This is a genomic window from Sulfitobacter sp. PM12 (assembly GCF_045586035.1).
Lineage (GTDB): Bacteria > Pseudomonadota > Alphaproteobacteria > Rhodobacterales > Rhodobacteraceae > Sulfitobacter > Sulfitobacter pontiacus.
The window spans coordinates 2007093-2029817 of record NZ_CP151529.1; the positions used below are offsets into that span (position 1 = coordinate 2007093).

29 protein-coding genes and 1 tRNA gene are annotated in these 22725 nt (G+C 61.3%); 25 read left to right on the forward strand and 5 right to left on the reverse strand.

The genetic code is table 11. The features are described 5' to 3' along the window. Positions 1–58: 58 nt before the first annotated feature. Positions 59–481 (forward strand): nucleoside-diphosphate kinase, encoded by a 423-nt coding sequence (gene ndk, locus AADW22_RS09845; protein WP_005853549.1) that lies wholly within the window; start codon positions 59–61, stop codon positions 479–481. Between the two features lie 91 nt (positions 482–572). Here ndk and AADW22_RS09850 read toward each other — a convergent pair whose 3' ends face one another. Both AADW22_RS09850 and AADW22_RS09855 read right to left on the reverse strand, forming a co-directional pair. Beyond that, on the reverse strand, positions 573–989 hold the full coding sequence (locus AADW22_RS09850; RefSeq protein WP_407473611.1) for a DUF4112 domain-containing protein: 417 nt from the start codon (positions 987–989) through the stop codon (positions 573–575). A 93-nt stretch (positions 990–1082) separates the two neighbouring features. Next, positions 1083–1409, reverse strand: a complete 327-nt coding sequence (locus tag AADW22_RS09855) for a TfoX/Sxy family protein (RefSeq protein ID WP_005853551.1) — start codon at positions 1407–1409, stop codon at positions 1083–1085. Positions 1410–1786: 377 nt separating this feature from the next. Here AADW22_RS09855 and AADW22_RS09860 point away from each other — a divergent pair, with 377 nt between their 5' ends. The 5 genes from AADW22_RS09860 to AADW22_RS09880 all read left to right on the forward strand — a co-directional run bounded on the left by AADW22_RS09860 (position 1787) and on the right by AADW22_RS09880 (position 4790). Next, positions 1787–1954, forward strand: coding sequence for an RSP_7527 family protein (locus AADW22_RS09860; protein ID WP_278426333.1), 168 nt, complete (start codon positions 1787–1789; stop codon positions 1952–1954). Between the two features lie 83 nt (positions 1955–2037). Further along, complete coding sequence (locus AADW22_RS09865; RefSeq protein WP_009824624.1) at positions 2038–2256, forward strand: DUF1127 domain-containing protein; 219 nt, start codon at positions 2038–2040, stop codon at positions 2254–2256. 321 nt (positions 2257–2577) lie between these two features. Further along, the gene (locus tag AADW22_RS09870; RefSeq protein ID WP_005853554.1) at positions 2578–3330 is read left to right on the forward strand and encodes an amino acid ABC transporter substrate-binding protein; all 753 of its coding nucleotides are present in this window, start codon (positions 2578–2580) and stop codon (positions 3328–3330) included. A 6-nt stretch (positions 3331–3336) separates the two neighbouring features. Beyond that, the gene (locus tag AADW22_RS09875) at positions 3337–4011 is read left to right on the forward strand and encodes an amino acid ABC transporter permease (protein WP_005853555.1); all 675 of its coding nucleotides are present in this window, start codon (positions 3337–3339) and stop codon (positions 4009–4011) included. Then, positions 4008–4790 carry an amino acid ABC transporter ATP-binding protein gene (locus AADW22_RS09880; RefSeq protein WP_407473612.1) on the forward strand — a complete coding sequence of 261 codons (783 nt, stop codon included), beginning with the start codon at positions 4008–4010 and terminating at the stop codon, positions 4788–4790. Before AADW22_RS09875 ends, AADW22_RS09880 begins: the two co-directional genes overlap by 4 nt. A 3-nt stretch (positions 4791–4793) precedes the next feature. On the opposite strand, the gene AADW22_RS09885 is transcribed toward AADW22_RS09880, so the two are convergent. After that, positions 4794–5561: a DeoR/GlpR family DNA-binding transcription regulator gene (locus AADW22_RS09885; RefSeq protein ID WP_037944287.1), complete on the reverse strand. Its 768-nt coding sequence runs from the start codon at positions 5559–5561 to the stop codon at positions 4794–4796. 168 nt (positions 5562–5729) lie between these two features. Here AADW22_RS09885 and AADW22_RS09890 point away from each other — a divergent pair, with 168 nt between their 5' ends. From AADW22_RS09890 to AADW22_RS09915, 6 genes are read left to right on the forward strand one after another with little or no spacing between them, the layout of a single operon-like run. After that, positions 5730–6698, forward strand: a complete 969-nt coding sequence (locus tag AADW22_RS09890; RefSeq protein ID WP_407473613.1) for an ABC transporter substrate-binding protein — start codon at positions 5730–5732, stop codon at positions 6696–6698. Further along, positions 6698–8401, forward strand: a complete 1704-nt coding sequence (locus tag AADW22_RS09895) for an iron ABC transporter permease (RefSeq protein WP_184582073.1) — start codon at positions 6698–6700, stop codon at positions 8399–8401. The genes AADW22_RS09890 and AADW22_RS09895 overlap by 1 nt, the downstream gene beginning before the upstream one ends. Further along, complete coding sequence (locus AADW22_RS09900; protein ID WP_407473614.1) at positions 8389–9432, forward strand: ABC transporter ATP-binding protein; 1044 nt, start codon at positions 8389–8391, stop codon at positions 9430–9432. Before AADW22_RS09895 ends, AADW22_RS09900 begins: the two co-directional genes overlap by 13 nt. Before the next feature lie 51 nt (positions 9433–9483). Next, entirely contained in the window at positions 9484–10500 is a 1017-nt protein-coding gene (locus tag AADW22_RS09905) for an MBL fold metallo-hydrolase (protein WP_407473615.1), read from the forward strand. After that, on the forward strand, positions 10497–11045 hold the full coding sequence (locus AADW22_RS09910; protein ID WP_407473616.1) for a histidine phosphatase family protein: 549 nt from the start codon (positions 10497–10499) through the stop codon (positions 11043–11045). Before AADW22_RS09905 ends, AADW22_RS09910 begins: the two co-directional genes overlap by 4 nt. Beyond that, positions 11042–11506 (forward strand): HAD family acid phosphatase, encoded by a 465-nt coding sequence (locus AADW22_RS09915; protein WP_037944292.1) that lies wholly within the window; start codon positions 11042–11044, stop codon positions 11504–11506. Before AADW22_RS09910 ends, AADW22_RS09915 begins: the two co-directional genes overlap by 4 nt. Positions 11507–11628: 122 nt before the next feature. Here AADW22_RS09915 and AADW22_RS09920 read toward each other — a convergent pair. Beyond that, a tRNA-Ser gene (locus AADW22_RS09920) sits at positions 11629–11718 on the reverse strand. 198 nt (positions 11719–11916) lie between these two features. On the opposite strand from AADW22_RS09920, the gene AADW22_RS09925 reads away from it, so the two are divergent. The 10 genes from AADW22_RS09925 (at position 11917) to AADW22_RS09970 (ending at position 20091) form a co-directional block, all read left to right on the forward strand. After that, entirely contained in the window at positions 11917–12708 is a 792-nt protein-coding gene (locus AADW22_RS09925; RefSeq protein WP_407473617.1) for a DUF2059 domain-containing protein, read from the forward strand. Positions 12709–12710: 2 nt separating this feature from the next. Next, entirely contained in the window at positions 12711–13520 is an 810-nt protein-coding gene (locus AADW22_RS09930; RefSeq protein ID WP_407473618.1) for a hypothetical protein, read from the forward strand. A 223-nt stretch (positions 13521–13743) separates the two neighbouring features. Beyond that, positions 13744–14457, forward strand: coding sequence for a 50S ribosomal protein L21 (locus AADW22_RS09935; RefSeq protein ID WP_005853569.1), 714 nt, complete (start codon positions 13744–13746; stop codon positions 14455–14457). Positions 14458–14469: 12 nt separating this feature from the next. Next, positions 14470–14739, forward strand: coding sequence for a 50S ribosomal protein L27 (gene rpmA / locus AADW22_RS09940; RefSeq protein WP_005853571.1), 270 nt, complete (start codon positions 14470–14472; stop codon positions 14737–14739). A 98-nt stretch (positions 14740–14837) separates the two neighbouring features. Continuing rightward, complete coding sequence (locus AADW22_RS09945; protein WP_260002483.1) at positions 14838–15434, forward strand: GNAT family N-acetyltransferase; 597 nt, start codon at positions 14838–14840, stop codon at positions 15432–15434. Beyond that, positions 15431–16033 (forward strand): LysE family translocator, encoded by a 603-nt coding sequence (locus tag AADW22_RS09950; RefSeq protein WP_407473619.1) that lies wholly within the window; start codon positions 15431–15433, stop codon positions 16031–16033. The genes AADW22_RS09945 and AADW22_RS09950 overlap by 4 nt, the downstream gene beginning before the upstream one ends. A gap of 2 nt (positions 16034–16035) precedes the next feature. Continuing rightward, entirely contained in the window at positions 16036–16572 is a 537-nt protein-coding gene (locus AADW22_RS09955; protein ID WP_005853576.1) for a GNAT family N-acetyltransferase, read from the forward strand. 27 nt (positions 16573–16599) lie between these two features. Further along, positions 16600–17637 carry a GTPase ObgE gene (obgE, locus tag AADW22_RS09960; RefSeq protein WP_289081094.1) on the forward strand — a complete coding sequence of 346 codons (1038 nt, stop codon included), beginning with the start codon at positions 16600–16602 and terminating at the stop codon, positions 17635–17637. Beyond that, positions 17625–18734, forward strand: a complete 1110-nt coding sequence (proB, locus tag AADW22_RS09965) for a glutamate 5-kinase (protein WP_289081093.1) — start codon at positions 17625–17627, stop codon at positions 18732–18734. The genes obgE and proB overlap by 13 nt, the downstream gene beginning before the upstream one ends. Positions 18735–18813: 79 nt before the next feature. Continuing rightward, positions 18814–20091 (forward strand): glutamate-5-semialdehyde dehydrogenase, encoded by a 1278-nt coding sequence (locus tag AADW22_RS09970; protein WP_407473620.1) that lies wholly within the window; start codon positions 18814–18816, stop codon positions 20089–20091. Here AADW22_RS09970 and AADW22_RS09975 read toward each other — a convergent pair. Beyond that, positions 20088–20690 carry a histidine phosphotransferase family protein gene (locus AADW22_RS09975; protein ID WP_289081091.1) on the reverse strand — a complete coding sequence of 201 codons (603 nt, stop codon included), beginning with the start codon at positions 20688–20690 and terminating at the stop codon, positions 20088–20090. The genes AADW22_RS09970 and AADW22_RS09975 overlap by 4 nt on opposite strands. 82 nt (positions 20691–20772) lie before the next feature. Here AADW22_RS09975 and AADW22_RS09980 point away from each other — a divergent pair, with 82 nt between their 5' ends. The 3 genes from AADW22_RS09980 (at position 20773) to AADW22_RS09990 (ending at position 22691) form a co-directional block, all read left to right on the forward strand. After that, entirely contained in the window at positions 20773–20976 is a 204-nt protein-coding gene (locus tag AADW22_RS09980) for a DUF3553 domain-containing protein (protein WP_132996579.1), read from the forward strand. A 99-nt stretch (positions 20977–21075) separates the two neighbouring features. After that, positions 21076–21840 carry a GNAT family N-acetyltransferase gene (locus AADW22_RS09985; RefSeq protein WP_407473621.1) on the forward strand — a complete coding sequence of 255 codons (765 nt, stop codon included), beginning with the start codon at positions 21076–21078 and terminating at the stop codon, positions 21838–21840. After that, positions 21837–22691 carry a lysophospholipid acyltransferase family protein gene (locus AADW22_RS09990; RefSeq protein ID WP_407473622.1) on the forward strand — a complete coding sequence of 285 codons (855 nt, stop codon included), beginning with the start codon at positions 21837–21839 and terminating at the stop codon, positions 22689–22691. The genes AADW22_RS09985 and AADW22_RS09990 overlap by 4 nt, the downstream gene beginning before the upstream one ends. The last annotated feature ends 34 nt before the right edge of the window (positions 22692–22725 follow it).

Consider the following 22725-nt stretch of genomic DNA (forward strand, 5'->3'; position numbering starts at 1 on the left):
CACGGGGCATGACCCATGCTAGGGAGCGGCCAAATCAACCCCACCTAGGAGAGCTATCATGGCCCTTGAGCGCACATTCTCGATCATCAAACCAGACGCAACACGCCGCAACCTGACCGGCAAAATCAACGCCAAATTCGAAGAAGCCGGCCTGCGCATAGTCGCACAAAAGCGTATTCACATGACAAAGGCACAAGCCGGCGTTTTCTATGCCGTGCACGCCGAGCGTCCATTCTATGACGAACTGTGCGAATTCATGGCGTCCGAGCCTGTTGTTGTTCAGGTTCTCGAAGGCGAAGGTGCCATCGCGAAAAACCGCGAAGTGATGGGCGCAACCAACCCGGCAGACGCAGCCGAAGGCACGATCCGCGCAGAATTCGCCGAATCCGTTGGCGAAAACTCCGTTCACGGGTCCGACGCACCTGAAACAGCCGCAGTCGAAATCGCGTATTTCTTCTCCGGTCTGGAACTGGTTGGCTAAGCCTTCACAGGTTTGGAAAGATGAAAAGGGTCGCAGGCAACTGCGGCCCTTTTTTCATGCAACGGGGGTCACATAACGTCGGCCGACCTGTTCAGCCTTTAAGGGTCGGATGGTGTGACGACAACTCACCGTCCACAGGGCTCACGGTTTTCACCGGCGCCGTTTGTTCAAGATGGCGGTGCAACAGATCGACGTTGCGGATGTTTGCCTTCCAGCCCACGTCAAAGATGTCACCGATCAGGGGGATCGCACCGATCGCAAGGTCGATGCCCACATTCGCCCCCATACGCGCCAGAACCGAGCGGCTTGCGCCCATGCGATGCGCTTCCTTCAAGATATAGCCCGCCGGTGCCAAAGCCAGAACGTCGCCAACGCCGGGTATCAGGCCAAGGATGCTGTCCCAGCCCAGCCGAATGCCCAGCACAGGCACCCGTAGGGCGCTGTCCATCGTACGGGCAAGGCCACGCAGCCGGTCAAGGTCGTGTTGAACATCGGGGGAATGTGGCATGGGGCAGGGTATCCTGTTGGGGCTACGTTAGCGACCCAACGCCTATGGGCGCAGTGCCGTTCCGCTGCCGCCTTCGGGTTTCGCAGGGACGCGTTACGCCTCGCGCACACCGATCAGGTTCATCATGCGTTCGAATTCAGATCGTCCGGTATCATGGGCACGGGCCTTGATCGCGTCGAACTTGACCCGCAGGGCTTTCTTTTCTTCCCCCTTACAGTCGTTCCACGGGCGCCCCTGAAGCCCCATCACCAGAACATAGTACCCGATGAAGTGGGGGCGCTGACCATTTTGCAGCAACCTCTCGTAGGCTGCATCGGCACCAAGATCGCGCAGCTCTTGCGCAGAGTGGATGCCAGCACGGGCGCAGCTTTCCTCGAACGCGGGGCCAAGATTGCGGATGGAAGAAACAGGGTCAGTCATACCGGGCTGTTTATACCGCAGCGTGCCGCCTGTCACTTTCAGATGCTGGCGTAATCCGTAAATATCACCGGCTGGGGTTTTTCCGGCGCGGGTTTGGGTGGGGCGGATTGTTGCTGCTGCGGCGATTGCTTGGTCATGGGTCTTCTCCGGCTTGTGTTGGTCTCTCCGTTTCAGGGGCTACCAACGTTCGGGCGGCCCTTTCGTTCACGGTGAAGTCGAAAACTGCCGGTTTCGGGGCCGGATTTGGGCGGTTTTGGGGCGAAACTGTGCCATTTAAGCCATGCGTTTTCCGCATATCCACTATGGTTTGCACCTTTGCTGCACCACGCACATATGACGGTCACGGGCATTGAAGCCCTGAAATGGAAAGCTGGAAAATGAAAACCGAAGCTACATACAAAACCGCCACTCCGGTCGAAGTCGACCGTCTTCTTGCCGAAGCCAACGCGCTGCGCAGTGCCTATATCTCTGCCGCTGTTGCCAGAGCATCGCGCAAGTTTACCGGCCTGTTCCGCACCGCCCCCCGCGGCACGGCAGCAGCCTAAACCGCCAGCGCTACGCTGACGGAACATACCAAACCGAATGCGGTGGATAGGCCGCCGCATAGACGTGAAAGAGAGAATAAGAAATGAGCTATACATCCACATATACCGCCGCACCTGTTGCGGGTCTGATGCCCAAGCTGCGCCAGTCGCTTGATGCATTCCGTGCCTACAGCGCTGACCAACGCGCCAAACGCCAGACCTTCCGCGAGCTGTCGGCGATGAATGACCGCGATCTGGCAGATATCGGTGTTGCACGTGGCGAGATCCGCCATATTGCCTCGCAAGCGGTTGCCCTGCGCTAACCACGACGCCAAAAGCCACAAGAATTTCCCCGCCGCAAAGTCCTCCCACTTTGCGGCGGTTTTATTTTGTCCGATCAGATGCTTATGCGGTGCTATCCGGCGCTGGTGATTCCCCCAATTGCGCGCTAATTCGCTTGATATCTTCCCCCAAAGCCCCTTCCGCCGCTGCGGCCCCCGAAACAGCGTTTCGCGATCAAAGCCCTTGCCAGAATTTTATTCCTGACCAAGGATGAATGACACCACCGCGGACTTGCTTGACGCTGCGCCATTGAAGCGCGGCTGCGTCATGTTACCTCCCCCTTAGACGTAACGGAGAATATCATGATCAAACACGCCACACTCACCGCAATTGCCCTTGCTACCGGCGTCAGTGCTGCTCAGGCAGAGACGCTGAATGTCGGCATGTCGGGCGGGTACTTTCCCTTTACCTTCGTAAAGCTTGACGAGCTTCAAGGGTTCGAGGTCGATTTCATCAACGCCGTCGCCAAGGAAACCGGCGACGAGGTGAACTTTGTCACCATGTCCTTTTCCGGCCTGATCGGCGCGCTGGAATCTGGCCGTATCGACACGATCGCCAACCAGATCACCATCACCCCCGAACGCGAGGCGAAATTCGCCTTTTCGCAGCCCTATGTCTTTGACGGGGCGCAGGTCGTGGTGAAAGAGGGCAACGAAGACACCATCGGCAGTGTCGAGGATCTGAGCGGGAAGACCGTTGCGGTCAACCTCGGCTCCAACTTCGAGGAACTGCTGAACGAGCTGCCGAACGCGGGCGAGATCGACATTCGCACCTATGAAAGCAACATTGCGCAAGACACGGCCCTTGGTCGCGTGGATGCCTTTGTGATGGACCGCGTTTCCTCGGCCCAGCTGATCGCGGAAAGCCCGCTGCCGCTGGCGCTTGCAGGCAAACCCTTTAGCGAGATCCGCAACGCGCTGCCCTTCCGCAATGATGACGAAGGTCAGGCCCTGCGTGACCGCTTCGACGCCGCGATCACCAAGCTGAAAGAAGACGGCACCCTGACCGAGATTTCGGAAAAATGGTTCGGCTCTGACATCACAACAGCCGAGTAACACAAGATGCGGGGACTGGATTTCGAATATATGTGGGGCCTGCTGCCCGTGTTGCTGGGCTATGTCCCGCTGACGCTGTTCATGGCGTTTGTGGGCATGGTCTGCGCATTGGTGCTGGCCTCTGTGCTCGCGGTTGAACGGGTGTTTCGGGTTCCGGTCCTCGACGTTTTTGTGCGGCTGTTCATCAGCTTCTTTCGCGGCACGCCGTTGTTGGTGCAGTTGTTCCTGTTCTACTACGGCCTGCCGCAAGTCCTGAGCTTTCTGGGCAAGATCGACGGCGTCACCGCGACCATCATGGGGCTGACGCTGCATTTCTCGGCCTATATGGCGGAAAGCATCCGCGCCGCCATTCTGGGTGTGGACCGCAGCCAGTGGGAGGCCGCGCAGGCCGTTGGCATGACCCAAGGCCAGATGATGCGCCAGATTATTTTGCCTCAGGCCTCGCGGGTCGCGGCACCGACTTTGGTGAACTACTTTATCGATATGATCAAAGGCACCTCGCTGGCTTTTACCCTTGGCGTGACCGAACTGATGGGGGCGACCCAGAAAGAGGCGGCGGGCAGCTTCCTCTACTTCGAAGCCTTTCTCGTCGTCGCCGCGATCTATTGGGTCATGGTCGAGACATTGGCCTTCGCACAGCGTCACTTAGAGGTCTATCTGAACAAGGCACATGCGCGATGACCAATACACAGAGCAATCCAGCGACGGGCAGGGCGACGAATGACGGGATCACCATATCCGGCCTGACCAAATCCTTTGGCAGCACCGCCGTGCTGAAAGACATCTCGCTTGATATCGCCCAAGGCGAACGGGTGGTGATCATCGGGCCGTCGGGCACGGGGAAGTCCACCTTGCTGCGCTGCCTGAACTTTCTTGACGCGCCTGACGCGGGCATCATCCGCATTGGCGATATGTCTGTCGATGCAGCTACGGCGAAACGCGCCGATATTCTGGCGCTGCGGCGGCGCACGTCCTTCGTGTTCCAGAACTATGCGCTGTTCGCCAACAAGACCGCGCGCGAGAATATCACTCAGGCGCTGATCACCGTTCAGGGCTATAGCAAGGCCGAGGCCAACGCCCGTGCCGATGCGACGCTGCGCGAAACCGGTCTGTTCGAGAAAGCCGACAGCTACCCCGCTGCACTGTCGGGCGGCCAGCAGCAACGGGTGGGCATCGGCCGCGCGATGGCGCTGGATGCGGATCTGATGCTGTTTGACGAACCGACCTCGGCGCTGGACCCCGAATGGGTGGGAGAGGTGCTTGACCTCATGCGGCGCGTGGCCGAGAAACGGCAGACCATGCTGATCGTCACGCACGAGATCCAGTTCGCGCGCGAGATTGCGGATCGGATCGTCTTTATGGACGAGGGGCGGATTGTCGAACAGGGCCCACCGGCAGAACTGCTTGATGCGCCCAAAGACCCGCGCACGCAATCTTTTCTACGGCGTGTCACGGGCTAGGGACTAGACCTTGATCACCGTGCACCCATGGGCGGCGGCGCGGGACAGCAGATCGGGCGACAGCGCGGCCCCTGTGACAAGGTAATCATAGGCCCAGATCTCCCCGTGCTGGCAGGCAAGGTCCAACTCCGCCTTGCCCTGATCGGCCACCAGGATCGTTGTCTTGGCGCAGCCCGCAATCGCCTTGCGCGCCAGCACCTCGTCCGAGTTATAGTCCATCACCGCGCCCGACCCCGACAGCCCGCCACAGCTGAACACGGCGTAATCCATGCGGTAACCCGCAAAAAACGCCAGCGCTGCAGCGCCGATCAGATCCAGATCGCGCATCCGTACATTGCCGCCCGCCAGCTCCACCATCACGCCCGCGGCATTCTGCAGGGCGCACACCGCGTGGATGCTATTGGTCGCGACGAATAGGTCCTTGTGCGACGACAGAAACCGCGCGCAATGCTCAACCGTGGTCCCCGTCCCAAGCGCCACCCGTGCGCCATCGGGGATCAGGTTCTTGACCGCCAAGGCGATGCGCTGCTTTTCCTGTCGCGCGATGGTTTCGCGGGGCAGGTAGCCGATATTCTCGCTTTGCTGGCGCAGCTGCACCTTTCCCTTGCGGCGCTGCACCAGTGCCGCGTCGTCAAGGTCGCGCAGGTCGGCGCGGATGGTCTGCACCGAAACGTCCAAACGCTGCGATAGTTCGGCAGGGGACAAAGCGTCGTTCTGCGACAGCAGCGCAATGATCCTGTCGCGCCGGTCGGTCAGAGTAGGTCGCGCCATCTATTTTCCTTCGAAAACAACTCAAGGTTAGCCGGACACTAGAGCGACCCCGTCCACGGCGCAATATAATTAAATCTGTTACGTAAATGTCATAAATCTGTAGCGTAAGATGGGAATAAGGCGAGCGTGAAATGCTTTCGTACGAAAGCTACTTTTCAGGAGAGCCCCATGAAAACCATCCTCACCACCACCGCTTTTGCCCTGATGGCCAGCACGGCCCTTGCAGATACAATCACACTTTACACCTCGCAGCCCAATGCAGATGCGCAGCAGACTGTGGACGCGTTCAAAGCCGCCAACCCCGATACCGATGTCGAATGGGTCCGCGACGGCACGACCAAACTGATGGCCCGTCTGCGCGCCGAGATCGAGGCAGGCAACCCGCAGCCCGACGTGCTGCTGATCGCCGACACCGTGACGCTGGAGGGCATGGCCCAAGACGGTCTGCTGACCGCCTACCAATCCCCCGAGGCTGCCAATTATGACAGCGCGCTGTATTCTGCCGACGGCTTCTATCACTCGACCAAGCTGATCACGACAGGTATCGTCTATAACACCGGCGTCGAGACGGCTCCGACCTCGTGGAACGACCTGAGCGATGCGGCCCTGAAAGGGCAGGTGGCCATGCCGTCCCCGCTGTATTCCGGTGCGGCGCTGATCCATCTGGCAACCCTGACAGGCGATGACAGCCTTGGCTGGGGCTATTACGAACAACTGGCGGAAAACGACGCCCGCGCCCAAGGCGGCAACGGCGGCACGTTCAAGGCCGTGGCCTCGGGCGAGAAACCTTATGGCATGGTCGTCGACTTCCTCGCGATCCGCAACAAGGCCGAAGGGTCGCCTGTCGAATTCGTCTTCCCGACCGAAGGCGTATCCTATGTGACCGAGCCTGTGGCGATCATGTCGACCGCCAAGAACGTCGAAGGCGCACAGAAGTTCGTCGATTTCCTGCTGAGCGCGGAAGGTCAGGATGTGGTGCTTGAGATGGGCTATATCCCCGCACGCGACGGCATGGGCGTGCCCGCCGGCTTCCCTGCGCGCGAAGACATCAAACTGATGGGTTTCGATCCCGCGACCGCGTTGAAGGACGCCGAAGCCAACAAGTCCAAATTCACAGAGCTGTTTGGCGCCGAGTAATGGGCGTTCTGACAAAAAACGGGGGCAGCCGGTCCGAGGGGTGGCTGCTCTCTACCATTTTGATTGTGGCAATCAGCCTGACTCTTGCGCCGGTGCTGCGCCTGTTTGTCGAAGGGGTGACGGATCAGGGCGCAGTTGGCCTGTCGCTCGCGGGCGAGGTGCTGCGCCAACCATCGACGCTGAGCGCGCTGAAACATTCGCTGGTGACCGCAGGGTTTGGCACTTTGGTCTCGGTGGTTCTGGGGTCTGCCTTTGCGTTTCTGGTGGCGCTGACCGATCTGCGCGCCAAGGCGGCGCTGGTGTTCTGCCTGATGATCCCGATGATGATCCCGCCCCAGATCACCGCGCTGTCCTGGACCCAGATCATGGGGCCGTCGTCGGTGTTGCTCAAGACCTTGGGGCTGGCACCGCCACTGGGGTCGCCGCAGCCGCTTTATTCGGCGCAAGGTATCATTCTGTTGCTGGGCATCCAGCATATGTCGATTATTTTCCTGACCCTGCGTGCAGGTCTGCGCGCCATCCCGCAAGAGGTGGTCGAAGCGGCGCGCATCAGTGGCGCGCGGGGGCTGCGCACGTGGTGGCAGGTGGTCATGCCCCTGACCCTGCCCAGTTTGGCCGCGGGAACGGCGATCACCTTTGTCACCGCCCTTGGCAACTTTGGCATTCCCGCGATGCTGGGTATTCCGGCGGGCTATGCGACCCTGCCGACGCTGGTTTACCAAAAGCTGGCGGGCATGGGCACCAGCGTGCTGGCCGAGGTATCGATCCTCGCCATGCTGATCGGTGCGGTGGCTGTCACGGGCATCCTGACGCAACGATTCTTCCAATCACGCCAACGGGTCTATCTGGTGGGGGCCACGTCGCGCCCCTTGGCGATTCCGCTCGGGGCGGCGCGTCTGCCGGTCGAGGTGTTGCTATGGGCCGTGGTCTGCACGATCCTTGTGCTGCCCATGTTCGGCCTGCTGGCGACGTCGCTGGTGCCTGCCTATGGCGTGCCACTGCGGCTTGACACCGTAACCCTTCAGGCGTGGACCGAGGTCCTGCTGCGCCAGCCGGTCACGACGCGGGCCTTTGCGAACTCCTTTGGTCTGGCGATCGGCGCGGCGGTTGTTCTCATGCTGCTCTGCCTGCCGCTGGCGTGGCTGATGGAGCGGAACCCGACGCGGCTGTCGCGGCTGTTCGACAGCCTGCTGGATCTGCCCTATGCCTTGCCCGGAGTGGTGTTGTCGATTGCGATGATCCTGCTGCTGATCAAGCTGCCGTTCACCGATGCGACGCTGTACGGCACGATCTGGATCATCTTCTTGGCCTATCTGGCGCGGTTCTTTGCGGTGATGTTCCGCCCCGTGCAAGCGAGCCTCAAGCAGTTGGATCCTGCCATGGGCGAAGCCGCGCAATCGGTGGGGGCATCGCTGTTCCAGCGGCTGCGCGATGTGATCGTGCCGCTCTCGGCTCCGGCGGCGGCGGCAGGGGCGATCCTTGTGTTTCTCACCGCGTTTAACGAGCTCACGGTTTCCGCGCTGCTCTGGTCCTCGGGGACCGAGACGTTGGGCGTGGTCATTTTCAATCTGGACGACAGTGGCGAGACCGCAATGGCCAGCGCGCTGGCGATGACCATCGTACTGGTGGTTATGGCGCTGATGGTGCTGGTGCAGCTGATGTCCCGACGTTTCCCCAAAGGAGTAGTCCCATGGCAGACATAAGCCTGTCCGCGCTTGGCAAATCATTCGCCGGTGCCCCCGCGCTGCATGACATCACCACCACGTTCAAGGATGGCGAATTCGTCGCCCTGCTGGGGCCGTCGGGCTGCGGCAAGACCACGCTGCTGCGCCTGCTTGCGGGGTTCGAAATGCCGACGACGGGGCAGATTTCTATCGGCCCGCGCGAGGTCGCGCATGTGGCCGGCAACCGCATGGTCCCGCCCGAGGATCGCAACATCGGTTTCGTATTCCAGTCCTACGCGCTTTGGCCCCATATGAACGTGCGGCGCAATGTGTCCTATCCGCTGGAGATCCGGCGTTTTTCCAAGGCCGAGATCGCTGCGCAGACCGATCAGGCGTTACAGGCGACGGGGCTGACGGACTATGCCGACCGGATGCCCTCCGAACTGTCGGGCGGGCAGCGTCAGCGGGTCGCTTTGGCGCGCTGTCTGGTGTCGCACCCCGATGCGGTGCTGCTGGACGAACCGCTGGCCAACCTTGATGTGGCGCTGCGGGCGTCGATGCAAACGGTGTTCACCGATTTCCACAAGCGCACCGGCGCGACGATGGTCTATGTCACCCACGATCAATCAGAGGCGATGGCCATGGCCGACCGGATCGCCGTGATGGACAAGGGCCGCATCAAGCAGTTCGACACGCCCCAAACGCTGTATGAACGCCCCAAGAACCGCTTTGTCGCCGAATTCGTCGGGCGCGGCACGGTGGTGCCCATGCGCGGGGTCGAAAAGAGCGATAGCGCCCTGCACGGCCATGTCCTGGGGACGCGGATCGCCGTGCAAAGCGGGGATGACCTGCCTAGCCATGTCTGCCTGCGCCCCGAAAACCTGACCATCAGCGAAACCGGCGACCTGCGCGCCAAAGTGGCGCGGGTGACCTATCTGGGCGGCAAATACCTTCTGGAAACCGTCGCGGACTGCGGCACGCGTCTGCTGGCTGAAACACGGGCACGGTTTGATGTCGGCATGCAGCTTGGCCTGACGATCACCACCCCATGGGCATTCTCCGAGGAATAAATGCAAAGCGTAAGAGTACTTTCCGGCATCGGGGACAAGGGCCCCGCATGCATGCAATTGAACACGGGCAATCGGCGCTGGCTGCTGGACTGCGGCTTTGGCCCCGAGGCCCACGCCCATTTTGACCCGCGCTGGCTGAAGGGCGCGGATGCGGTCTTTATCACCCACGACCATATCGACCACATCGGCGGGGCGATCTATGCGGTAGAGGCGGGGCTGCCGATCTATGCCACCGCGCAAACCGCCAAGGCGCTGCCCCCTGCCGCCAAGGTCAACCTGCTGCCCGAACAGGGGGTATCCGTGATCGACGGCGTGCAGCTGACCACAGGCCGCAACGGGCACGCCATGGGCGGTGTCTGGATGCATTTCGCCTTGGGCGAGGGGCTGTTCTACTCGGGCGACTGGTCCGAGGAATCCGACTGGTTCCCGCTGGATCTTCCGCCCCCCGCGGCGACGGCGATCCTAGACTGTTCCTACCAGCTTGACGATGTGCCCCAGACCGAAAGATTTGCAGCACTTGACGCCTTGCTAGACGGGCTTGAGGGGCAGGTGCTTTTGCCAGTGCCGCCATCGGGCAGGGCGGGCGAAATGGCCCTGCACCTGATCCGGCGCTATGGTCACGCCAGCGTCATGCTGGACCCTGAATGTCAGGCGGTGCTGGCGACGGGTCTGCGCAGCGGCACGCTTGGCGTGGATGCGGCCAAGATCGCCCCGCTGCTGGCGCGCGGCCCGCTGGACGAGGCGCGTTTTCTTGTCTGCGACACCCCCAATGCCGATGGCGGTGCCGCCTGGGGCTATGTGCGCGCCTGGCATGAAAGCGGCCGTTTGGGGCGCGACGCGCATGTGGTCTTTACCGGCCATATGACCGCCCATGCCCGCGGGATCTGCAGCGTGCCGGGGGGATATTTCCAACGCTGGAACGTACACCCGCCGCTACGTGATCAGGTGCGTATGCTGGAACGGCTTGGCGCGAAACGCTTTGCGCCAGCCTTCTGCACCCAGCCCGAGGATTACCTGATCGAGGATCTGGGCGTCGAGGTTTTCATGCATGACCTGGTGCGCCTGTGAGGGGGGCCGCGCTTCCGCCCTCGGACTTTTGCCTGATACGCCACGGGGAGACGACCGCCAATGCGCAAAGCATCATCGCAGGGGTGACCGATGTCGCGCTGACCGCCCGTGGCCGCGATCAGGCGCGCGCGCTGGCCCGTCGTCGCTGGCCGCAGCCGGTCACGCTTTTCGCCAGCCCCGCCGCACGGGCGCGAGAAACCTGCAAGCTTGCCTTTGCGCAGCGCGGTTTTACCGTGATTTCCGCGTTGCGCGAACGCGATTGGGGGGCGTTCGAGGGGCAGCCGCTGTCGCAGCAACCCATACGCGAAGACACCCCCGAAGGCGGCGAAAGCTGGCCCGCCATGCTTGATCGTGTCGCAGGCGCGATCCACGAGGCCTGTGCCGCCACGCCCGCCGGCCACCTTCCGGTGCTGGTCTGCCATTCCGGTATCATTCGCGCCGCGCGCGTGCTGTGGACACCCCATGACGCGGACACACGCCCGCCAAACGCCATCCCGATCCTGTTTCAGCGGTCGGGCACATTTTTTGAGGAGAAAGAGCTATGACATCCGCCCCCCTGACACCTTGCGTGGTATTTGACGTCGACGGCACTCTGGCCGAGTTCGACGCGGCAAAGCTGGGTCATCTGGTGCATGGCGTCGAGAAGCAATGGGATGCCTTCCACATGGCGATGGCCGACGCCCCGCTGATTGCACCCATCGCCAAACTGATGCGCCGCCTGAAGCAAAGCGGCGAGACGATCGTCATCTGCTCGGGCCGCCCTGACGGTTGGGCGGAACACACGATCGCCTGGCTGCACAAACACGATCTGCCCTTCGACGGCGTCTACCTGCGCGCCAAGGATCAGGACGCCGCAAGCGATCCGGAGGTCAAACGCCAAGCGCTGGCGCAAATGCAAGCGGACGGGCTGGCCCCCTGGCTGGTCATCGATGATCGCAGTTCGGTCGTTGACGCATGGCGTGCCGAGGGGCTTGCCTGCCTGCAATGCGCGCCGGGGGATTTTTGACGCGGGCGGGTGCAGCATCACGCCCCTGATCGCGGATTTTGACAGCGCACCGCGCCACAGGGGCCTGCGACCAAGGCGACGGCTTGTCCCGCAAGGGGTAGACATAAACTGTCAGGGTGAAATGGCGGAGAGACAGGGATTCGAACCCTGGGAACCCGTGAAGGCTCAACGGTTTTCGAGACCGCCCCGTTCGACCACTCCGGCACCTCTCCGCATCGGTGTGGTGCGTCCGTTTAGGATGGATTTTGCGGGGTGGCAAGGGGGGCTAGGCCAGTTTTCGCGGACACGGGGAATTTCATTGCTGACAGATGGATTTCGCCTAAGCTCTTGGGGTGGATCAACTTGAAAGGAATGCCCTGATGCGCCGACTGTCCCGTTTGCCGTTAACTTTATGTTTTGGATTGGCGGTCATGGTATCGCTGATTGCACCGATGGCACGGGCCGCCGACAGGGAAAGGGTCGATGCATTTCTGGAAGTCACGGGGTTTGATGTCGCCCTTGAAAGCATCCGGCTGTCTGCTGATTCCGCGCCGCAAATGCTGGGGATTGATGCGGACGCCTTCGGCTCTGAATGGTCGCGTCTGGTGCGCGAGGTATTCGAGACGGATTTGATGCTGGACATGGGCGCCGGTATTCTGGCGCAGGCGCTCAGCGATGATGCGCTGGAACATGCCTCGGATTTCTACGCCAGCGATCTGGGCCAACGCCTGGTGGCCGCCGAAAATGCGTCGCATATGGAGGAAGACGATGCCGCGAAGGCAGAGGCGGGCGATGCGATCCTGAACGGGCTGCGCGGGATCGATTCTCCGCGTGTGGATCTGTTGGCGCGTCTGACCGGGGCGAGCGATGTCGAGGAGAGCTCGATCAAGGCGCTGCAAGAGGTGCAGATCCGGTTCCTGATGGCAGCGGCGGCCGCGGGTGTGATCGAATTACAGATGGAAGAACCTGACCTGCGCGAAGCGATGCGCGCGCAAGAGCCCGAGATGCGCGCCTCTATCAAAGAGAATGCGCTGGCGAGGGCGGCCTATACCTATCAGGCGTTTTCCGACGAAGAAGTGTTGGTCTATGCCAAGGCGCTGGAAGATCCGCAGATGCAGGAGGTCTACGCGCTGATGAACGCCGTGCAGTTCGAGATCATGGCGAACCGGTTTGAAGAGGTCGCACAGCGGCTTGGCACCATGCAACCCAGTCAGGACCTGTAACCATGCGCGCCTTTGTTCTTGCTGCTGGCCTGTGGATGCTGGCGCTGCCGCTTTGGGCCGATGCGCGGTCAACCGTGCTGGTGGATGTCCTGCGTCTTGGCGACTTGGCCGAGATTTTGCAGCGCGAGGGGTTGGAGAACGCGGAAACGCTTGATCGCGATATGCTGGGCGGGCAGGGCGGCGCGGGGTGGGCGCTGCAGGTGCGTGCCATCTACAACCCCGAACGCATCGTCGAAACCCTGCGCGGGGCATTGGATGCGGGCTTGCAAGGGCAGGCCCGCGAGGATGTCATTGCCTTTTTCGCGCAAGAAACGGGCGCAAGGATCATCACGCTCGAGAACGAGGCCCGCGCCGCTATCACCGACCCCGAGGTGGAAGACGCCGCCCGCGCAGGTTTCCATGACCTTGAGGGCAGCGACGACCCACGTCTGGCGCAGATCACCACATTGATCGACAGTGGCGACATGATCGACCGCAATGTCACCGCCGCGATGAATTCCAACTTTCAATTCATGCGCGGGATGGCAGATGGCAACGCGCTGCAGATGACAGAGGCCGAGATGCTGGCCGACGTGGCGCAGCAGCAAGAAGAGATCGCGCAAGACACGCGCGGCTGGCTTTATGGCTATCTGCTGCTGGCGTATTCTCCGCTGGAGGATGCAGAGCTTGACCGCTATATCGCCTTTGCGCAAAGCGATGCGGGGCGCAGCCTGAACACAGCGCTGTTCGAGGGTTTTGGCACCGCGTACGAAGACGTGTCCTATGCACTTGGTCGCGCAGTTGCGTTGAACATGGTGGCCGAGGAATTATAGCCAGCCGCACCGCCTTTGCGATAAGTCCCGCGAGGCCCGTGCTGGCCCTTGACATCAGGGGGGCGGTGCATCATACGGCAAGCCTCAACCTAAGGGTGCCCGTTTCGGGTGCCTTTGTTATTTCATGAACATCCCGAAACGGGATGCGCTGTCCGAGGTGGGCCAAGGCCCGACAAACTCCCGAACGGGGACCACAGGATGCGGAAACAGTAAAGGAAGACGCATGTTTGCGGTCATCAAGACAGGCGGCAAGCAGTACAAAGTTCAATCCGGCGATATGCTGCGGGTAGAACGTTTGGCTGCTGACGCAGGCGAAACAGTCCAATTCAACGAAGTTCTCATGCTGGGCGGCGATTCCCCCAAGCTGGGTGCTCCTTTGGTCGCAGGGGCCGGCGTTCAAGCCGAGGTCGTCGATCAGATCAAGGGCGAGAAAGTCATTCACTTCGTCAAGCGCCGCCGGAAGCACTCTTCCAAGCGTACCAAAGGCCACCGTCAAAAGCTGACACTGGTCAAGATCGGCGAGATCCTGTCGTCCGGCGCGGATAAATCCGACGTCAAAGCGGCCATCGGAACCGGTTCCGTCAGCGCTGCTGCCGTGACAGCCATGGAAGAGCGTTATGCGCTGAACAAAACCGATCAGGCCGAAATGGCCAAGCGCGTGAAGAACAATCAGGCCGAAGAGAAATCGGCCAAGCCTGCCAAGGCGAAGAAGGCTAAAGCTGCACCCGCAGCCGAAGGTGCCGACGATCTGAGCAAGATCTCCGGTGTTGGCCCCGTCATCGTTGGCAAGCTGAACGGTGAAGGCATCACAACCTTCGCACAGATCGCTGCTTGGACAGACGCTGACGTCGAAGCTATCGAAGAGAAACTGTCGTTCAAAGGTCGCGTCGGTCGTGAAGACTGGATCGCACAGGCCAAAGAACTCGCAAAAGGCTAAGGAGAGACACCAATGGCACATAAAAAAGCAGGCGGCTCATCCCGTAACGGCCGCGACTCAGCAGGTCGTCGTCTTGGCGTGAAAAAATATGGCGGCGAAGCTGTCATTCCCGGCAACATTCTGGTGCGTCAGCGCGGTACAAAGTACTGGCCCGCTGAAGGCGTTGGCATGGGCAAGGATCACACGATCTTCGCAACCGTTGACGGCAAGGTCCAGTTCCACAAGGGGCTGAAGAACCGTACGTTTATCTCGGTCCTGCCAGCGGCAGAAGCCGCAGAATAAGCCGCACCCGAGAGGTTTGAAAATTTAGGGATCGGCGGAAACGCCGGTCCCTTTTCCATTTTATCGCCCAGTGTTCACCCAGGAAGGGAGGGGCCGTTATGTCACGATCAAACCGCCCCGAGCTGAGCGATGGCACCATCCGTCTGCGCGCGCCCGAACACCGTGACATCGACGCCCGGTTCAAGCTTGGAAACACGCCCGAAATCCACCACATGTTCGGGGCAGAGCTGAACGCCGTACCAGTGATGACCAAGGCGCTGGCCGAACGTTGGTATGAAACGCAGCTGGTTGAACCGCTGGCCTGGGTCATCGAACATCGCGGCAAGACGATCGGTGCGCTGCGCCTGCACAGTCTGCGTCCGTGGGACGCCAGCGCCGATGTCGCGATCGGCATTCTCGCCCCCAAGAAACTGGGCAAGGGGTTGGGCACGCGCGCGCTGCATCTGCTTGCGGCCCACGCCTTTGGCTCGCTGTCGCTGCACCGCCTCTCTGCCCGTGTGCTCGACATCAACGAACGCGCTGCGGCCTGTTTCACCAAAGTCGGCTTTGCCGCCGAAGGGCGTGCGCGGCAGTCGTCTTTTCTGGGGGGCGAATGGCACGACAACCTGTTGTTCGGGCTGATCAAACCCGATTACGTTCCGCCCGTCTATGACGCCAAGCCGCGGCAAAAGCGCAAAAAGAAGAGCCAGTCATGAGCGTCGCCCTGACATCCTTTATCGTCTTCGCGGCAAGCCAGATCGGCACACCCGGACCGGCGAATATGGCGCTGATGGCCACGGGCGCGCGCTTCGGCTTTCGCGCGGCATTGCCTTTTGTCGCGGGCGTGGCACTTGGCAAACAGCTGGTGATCTGGCCAGTGGGTTTCGGGTTGATGCAACTGGCCGACCGCGCGCCGGGGGTTTTCGTCGCGCTGAAATTCGCCTCTGCCGCCTATATCATCTGGCTGGCGTGGAAGGTTGCGAACCTGCGGTTGGGGCAGGGCGCGCGAACCGAGGCCGCGCCGGGCTTTCTGGCCGGGCTGATCGTCCACCCGCTGAATCCCAAGGCCTGGGCGATGATCGTGGGCAGCTTCACGGCCTTCATCGCGCCCGGCACACCTGCGCTGGCGGCGACGGCCACGGTGGCCGCCGTGCTGCTGGGATGCCAGGTCGTGCTGCACCCCTTGTGGACGCTGGCCGGTGCGGGGATCGCAAAGACGGTCGCAGGCACCGTTTGGGAGAAATATTTGATGTGGACCTTGGCCGCTTTGACGGTGGCCTCTGTCTTGTTCGTGCTGTTCGGAGGAGGGACATAACGATGGAAGATTTAACAGTGTCGCAACAGCAAGTGATTGAAACAGAACGGTTTGACCTGCGCCCTGTGCGCATGTCGGATCGTGGGATGATCGAACATTATGCCAGCGATCCACGGGTTGCGATGCGCACCGCATCCATTCCGCACCCGCTACCGCCCGGCGTGATCGAAAGCTTCATCACCCGCGCCACCAGCACCCCCCGGACAGAAGATGTCTGGGTCATGGACGGGCTGAAAACCGGCGGCTCCGAGGTGATGGGCGTGATTTCCCTCATCCGGATGGACCGCGATCAATCCGAAGTCGGCTATTGGGTCGCCCCTGCGTTCTGGAACACGCATCTCGCGTCCGAGGCGGTACAGGCGCTGGTGCAGGCCAATCCGCTGCGCAACAAAAATATGTTCGCCTCGGTGTTTCGCGACAACCCTGCCTCTGCCAAAGTGTTGACAAATGCGGGCTTCCGCTATCTTGGCAATGCGGAAACCTATTGTCTGGCGCGCGAGACCTGCGTACCAACCTGGACGTATAGCCATAAACTATGACCACACGTGCCCCGAAAGGCCCTTTTGATGAAGTTTCTTGACCTGTGCAAAGTCTATATCCGCTCTGGCGCAGGCGGGGGCGGTTGCGTGTCTTTCCGGCGCGAAAAATACATTGAATACGGTGGTCCCGATGGCGGGGACGGCGGGTCGGGCGGATCGGTCTGGGCCGAAGCCGTCGACGGGCTGAACACGCTGATCGACTTCCGCTACCAGCAGCACTTCTTTGCCAAGAACGGCCAGCCCGGCATGGGCAAGCAGCGCACCGGCAAGGATGGCGATGACATCATCCTGCGCGTCCCCGTGGGCACCGAGATCCTTGATGAGGATCAGGAAACCGTGCTGGCGGATATGACAGAGCTTGGTCAGCGGGTCGAACTGGCGCGGGGCGGCAACGGCGGCTGGGGGAACCTGCATTTTAAATCCGCGACGAACCAGGCACCGCGCCGTGCCAATCCCGGACAGGAAGGCGTGGACCGCACGCTGTGGCTGCGTCTCAAGCTGATCGCGGATGTGGGTCTGCTCGGCCTGCCGAACGCGGGTAAGTCGACCTTCCTTGCCGCGACATCGAATGCGCGGCCAAAGATTGCCGATTACCCGTTTACCACACTGCACCCCAATCTGGGCGTTGTGGGGGTGGATAATACCGAATTCGTCGTCGCCGATATCCCCGGCCTGATCGAAGGCGCGTCCGAAGGGCGCGGTCTGGGCGATCTGTTTCTGGGCCATGTCGAACGCTGCGCGGTGCTGCTCCACCTGGTTGATGGCACGTCGAACACCATTGCCGAAGATTACCAGACCATCATCAACGAACTCGAAGCCTATGGCGGCGAGCTGGCGGATAAACCGCGGATCACCGTGCTGAATAAAATTGATGCACTGGATGAAGATGATCGCGTAACCGCCCGCGAGGAATTGGAAAAAGCCTGCGGCGCAGAGGTCATGATGATGTCTGGCGTCGCCCGCGAAGGCGTCACCGAGGTGCTGCGGGCTTTGCGTGGCCAGATTGACGACGACCGGCTGCGTTTCCGGTCCGAAGATGAAGAAGAGGCACCTTGGCAACCCTAAGCGACGGCACCCGTATCGTTGTAAAAATCGGCTCGGCGCTGCTCGTCGATCGGACCACCGGCCAGCTGCGCCGCGATTGGCTGCAAAGTCTCGCGCAGGATGTGGCGTGGCTCAAGGAGCAGGGCAAGGATGTGGTGCTGGTGTCTTCGGGCTCCATCGCTTTGGGGCGTGGTGTGCTTGGGCTGCCGCCAACCACGCTTGCGCTGGAACAATCCCAAGCCGCGGCCGCGGTGGGGCAAATCCGTCTCGCCCGCGCCTATGAAGAGGCGCTGGAACCCTATGGGATCACCGCCGCGCAGGTGCTTGTCACCCTAGAAGACAGCGCGGATCGTCGGCGGTATCTCAACAGCCGCGCCACGATGGAACAGCTGTTGTCCATGGGGGCGGTACCCATCGTCAACGAGAATGACACCGTCGCCACGGACGAGATTCGCTTTGGCGACAATGACCGGCTCGCGGCGCAGATCGCCGTGACCGTGGCGGCAGACCGGTTGATCCTGCTGTCGGATGTGGATGGCTTCTATTCTGCCAACCCCAATGACGACCCCGATGCCATCCGCTATGATGTGATCGACACGATCACCCCAGACATCGAGGCGCAGGCGGGCGATGCGGGCTCTGGCCTGTCCAAGGGCGGCATGAAGACAAAGCTGATGGCCGCGAAAACCGCGACCGCCGCGGGCTGCGCCATGGCCATCTCCGAAGGATCACCTTTGCGGCCTTTGCTGACCCTCGAAAACGGGGCCAACGCCACTTGGTTCACCGCGCAATCCGACCCCCAAACCGCGCGCAAACAATGGATTACGGCAATCAAACCACGCGGTAGCGTCACATTGGATGCCGGTGCGGTGGCTGCTATGTCCAAGGGCAAGTCGCTTTTGCCCGCCGGTGTCACCGCTGTTTCCGGCCCCTTCGGGCGCGGCGACTCCGTCGCGCTGCTTGCCCCTGACGGGCGCCCCATCGGGCACGGGCTGACACGCTATACCTCAGCAGAGGCAGAGCTGATCAAAGGTCGACAATCCTCGGAGATCGAGACCATTCTGGGCGCGCCGGGGCGTGCTGCTTTGATCCATCGGGACGATCTTGCGCTTTCCTGACGTCCAAATGGTTTAAAATCCTCGCCGAAGGCTTTAGGTAGAGGGCAACCCGAAATGACAAAAAAGCAGTAATTAGGTTATGACCTTGGATATGACACAGACAGACGACATTCCCGCGTTGATGGCGGATATTGGCGCGCGCGCCAAAGCCGCCGCCGCGACATTGGGCTTTGCCAGTGCCGACCAAAAGCAGACCGCGCTTGAAAAAGCCGCCGACGCGCTGATGGCCAGCAGCGCCGATATTCTGGACGCGAACGCCAAAGATCTGGAGTTTGGCCGCGACAAGGGTCTCTCTGACGCGATGATGGACCGGCTCTTGCTGGATGATGCGCGCATCAGTGCCATCGCCGACAGCCTGCGCAGCATCGCCGCACAGGATGATCCCGTGGGGCAGGTGCTGACCGAATGGGATCAGCCGACGGGCCTGAACATCCAGCGCGTGCGCACGCCTTTGGGTGTCATCGGTGTGATCTATGAATCGCGCCCGAATGTGACCGCGGATGCCGGTGCGCTTTGCCTCAAGGCGGGCAATGCCGTGATCCTGCGGGGCGGCTCCGAAAGCTTCCATTCTTCGCGCGCGATCCATGCGGCCTTGCAACAGGGGCTCGAGGCCGCAGATCTGCCTGCGGATTCAATCCAGCTGGTGCCCACGCGCGACCGCGCCGCGGTGAGCGAGATGCTGACCATGACCGACACGATTGATGTGATCGTCCCGCGCGGCGGCAAGGGGCTGGTCGGTCTGGTGCAGCGCGAAGCGCGGGTGCCGGTCTTTGCCCACCTCGAAGGCATCGTGCACATCTATATCGATGAAAACGCCGACCCCGAGAAGGTTTTGAAAGTCGTTCTGAACGCCAAGACCCGCCGCACCGGCATTTGCGGCTCGGCTGAATGTCTGCTGATCCATGAAAAAGTGGCGCGGACGATTGGCAAGGGCGTCATCAAGGCGCTGCTGGACGCTGGCGTCGAAGTGCGCGCCGATGGCGCGCTGACCGATATCGAAGGTACGGTGCCGGCCACGGCGGATGATTGGGGTCACGAATACCTTGATATGATCATCGCGGCGAAAACCGTGGGCAGCATCGACGATGCGATCACCCATATCCGCACCTACGGCTCGAACCACACCGATTGCATTATCACCGAAGACGATGCGGCGGCGACCAAATTCATGACGCGGCTGGATTCTGCGATCCTGATGCACAATGCCTCCACCCAATTCGCCGATGGTGGAGAGTTTGGCATGGGTGCCGAAATCGGGATCGCCACCGGCAAAATGCACGCGCGCGGGCCCGTCGGTGCCGAGCAGCTGACCAGCTTCAAGTATCTGGTGCGTGGCGATGGGGCCGTGCGCAGCTAAGCCGTGATCCCAACGGTGATGGTCGTTTCTGTCACGATAGATGTTAACAGTTGCCCGCTGTCTTTCACGATGGCGGGCAACAGCCCGAACTGGACCTGCGACGCTGTTAGACGCTCTGCCCGGGACTGCCCCGCCAGCACGCCCCAAAGCGCAGCGGTGATGCTTAGCCGGTCGGCCGTGCCGGTGATGTCCCATCCCGCATCGCGGTGATCTATGGTGATCTGCCCACCGTAGGGCATCCCCGTTTCCAGACACAGCAGGCTCAGGAACACCATCCGCAGCGCGTTGCGCGGCGCGGCGACGCCGTCGGGCCACGATACCTGCCATTTGGACTGAGCATATAGATCACGCAGGATACCGCTTATTTCTAGGGCAGGGACAGGCTGCGCGTCGCCCGCGCCGAAAGCCACGCGAAAGAACCGCAGCCGCGCACTGGCGTTGCGCACGCTTTCATCGATCAGCGCGACTTCGGGGCTCATATTCATGCCCGACATCAAAAGCAGCTCAAGCCCATTGTTGATTGCGCCCACCGGCGATATCAAGTCATGGCAGATGCGGCTGCCGATCAAGGCGGCAAGATCAGTGTCGGTTTCTACCATGGGACACCCCCCAATTAGCTGGCCCTAAATAGCTGGCCCTAAATAGCTGCCCCCCACACCGCGCCGCAGAAAGGACGTACGCTTGGAAGACCTGAATGCGATACTGACACCCGGAATGCTTGTACGCCACCCTGCACATCCCGATTGGGGCGTGGGGCAGGTGCAAAGCAATATCAGCGGCAAGGTCACGGTAAACTTCCGCAGCGAGGGCAAAATCGTGGTCGATAGTCATCGGGTGATGCTCACCCCCGCCTTTGATGAAGGCTCTTCGTTAGCAAATCGTTAATTTTTCGCCGAAAACCACCGCGACGTGGGGCAAGCATTGCGCAACGGGCGGCAACTGCCTATTTATCCGCGTGATTGCGACCGGAGACGAAACCAGCCCATGATCATTGCAAAAGCGGCAGAGTTCGAAGTCCGTCTGGCGCGCACCCAAGCGGATCTTCATGCGGCGCAGCGGCTGCGGTATGACGTTTTTGTCACCGAGCTGGGGGCGGGCGGGCCTTTGGTGGATCATGACAACCGGCTAGAGGTCGACCAATACGACGATTTCGTGGACCATCTGCTGCTTATTGATCGCAAGACCCAGCAAACCGTTGGCGTGTACCGGCTAATCCGCCGCGATATGGCGGATCGGGCAGGCGGGTTCTATTCGGAAAACGAATATGATCTGACCGCGCTCAAATCCTCCGGCCGCGAGATACTCGAGCTGGGGCGGTCCTGTCTGCATCCGTCCTATCGCGGGGGCATCGCGATGCACCAGCTTTGGGCGGGGCTTGCCTCTTATGTGGCGAAACACGGGATTGAGATCCTTTTTGGCGTCGCGAGCTTTCATGGCACCCAGGCCGAGGCATTGGCGCAGCCCTTGTCGCTGCTGCATCACACCTACCTCGCGCCGCCCGATCTGCGGGTCACCGCCTTGCCAAAGGCACGCCAGGAGATGAACCTGATCCCCGCCGACATCTTGAACCGGCGTCAGGCGATGGTGCAGATGCCCAGCCTGATCAAAGCCTATCTGCGGCTTGGCGGATGTGTGGGCGAGGGGGCCTTTATCGACCATGACTTCAACACGACGGATGTACTTTTGATGCTCGACACCGCCCGGCTTAGCGAACGGCAGGCCAAGATCTACAGCGGACAGCAAGGATGAGCGCGGCCTGGGACAGCGCCGACCACCCGACACCGGTATCCGTCGGGCCCCTTGGCTGGGTGCTGATGCTGCTGCGAGGGGTGGTGCTGGCGACGGTGGTTCTTGTGGGGCTGGTGATCCTGCTCGCGATCCGCCTGATAGAGCGCCCGCTATATGGGCAGGGCCGCCCCGTGACCCCGCATATCACCCAGATCGTCTGCAAAATCGCATTCTGGGTCATGGGGTTACGCCGCGCGGTTATCGGCACCCCGATGCGCCACAGGGGCGCTGTCGTCGCCAATCACACCAGTTGGCTTGATATCTTCAGTTTGAACGCGGCGCAGCGGATATACTTTGTGTCCAAGTCCGAAGTCGCCAGCTGGCCCGGCATTGGCTGGCTCGCCAAGGCGACCGGCACATTGTTTATTGAACGCAACCCGAAACACGCGCGCAAACAGACCGAAGTGTTCCAACAGCGCTTGCTCGACAACCACCGGCTGCTGTTCTTCCCCGAAGGCACCAGCACCGATGGCCTGCAGGTCTTGCCGTTCAAAACCACGCTCTTCCAGTCCTTCTTCGCGCCCGAACTGCGCGACCTGATCTGGGTGCAGCCTGTGACCGTGATTTATACCGCGCCCGATGGGACCGATCCGCGGTTTTATGGCTGGTGGGGCGATATGAGCTTTGGCGGCCATCTGCTGCGCACCTTGGCGTCCCTGCGGCAGGGGCAAGTAACAACGATCTATCACACGCCGCTGGCCGTCGCCGATTTCGAGAACCGCAAAGCCTTGGCCCAAGCCTGTGAAGCGCAGGTGCGCGCGGCCCATCCCTCGGCCGGGCTTGCAGCGCCAAACCCCGCTGAATTGCGCTGATATAGGGCCCCAATGGCTAAAACATGCGCCTTGG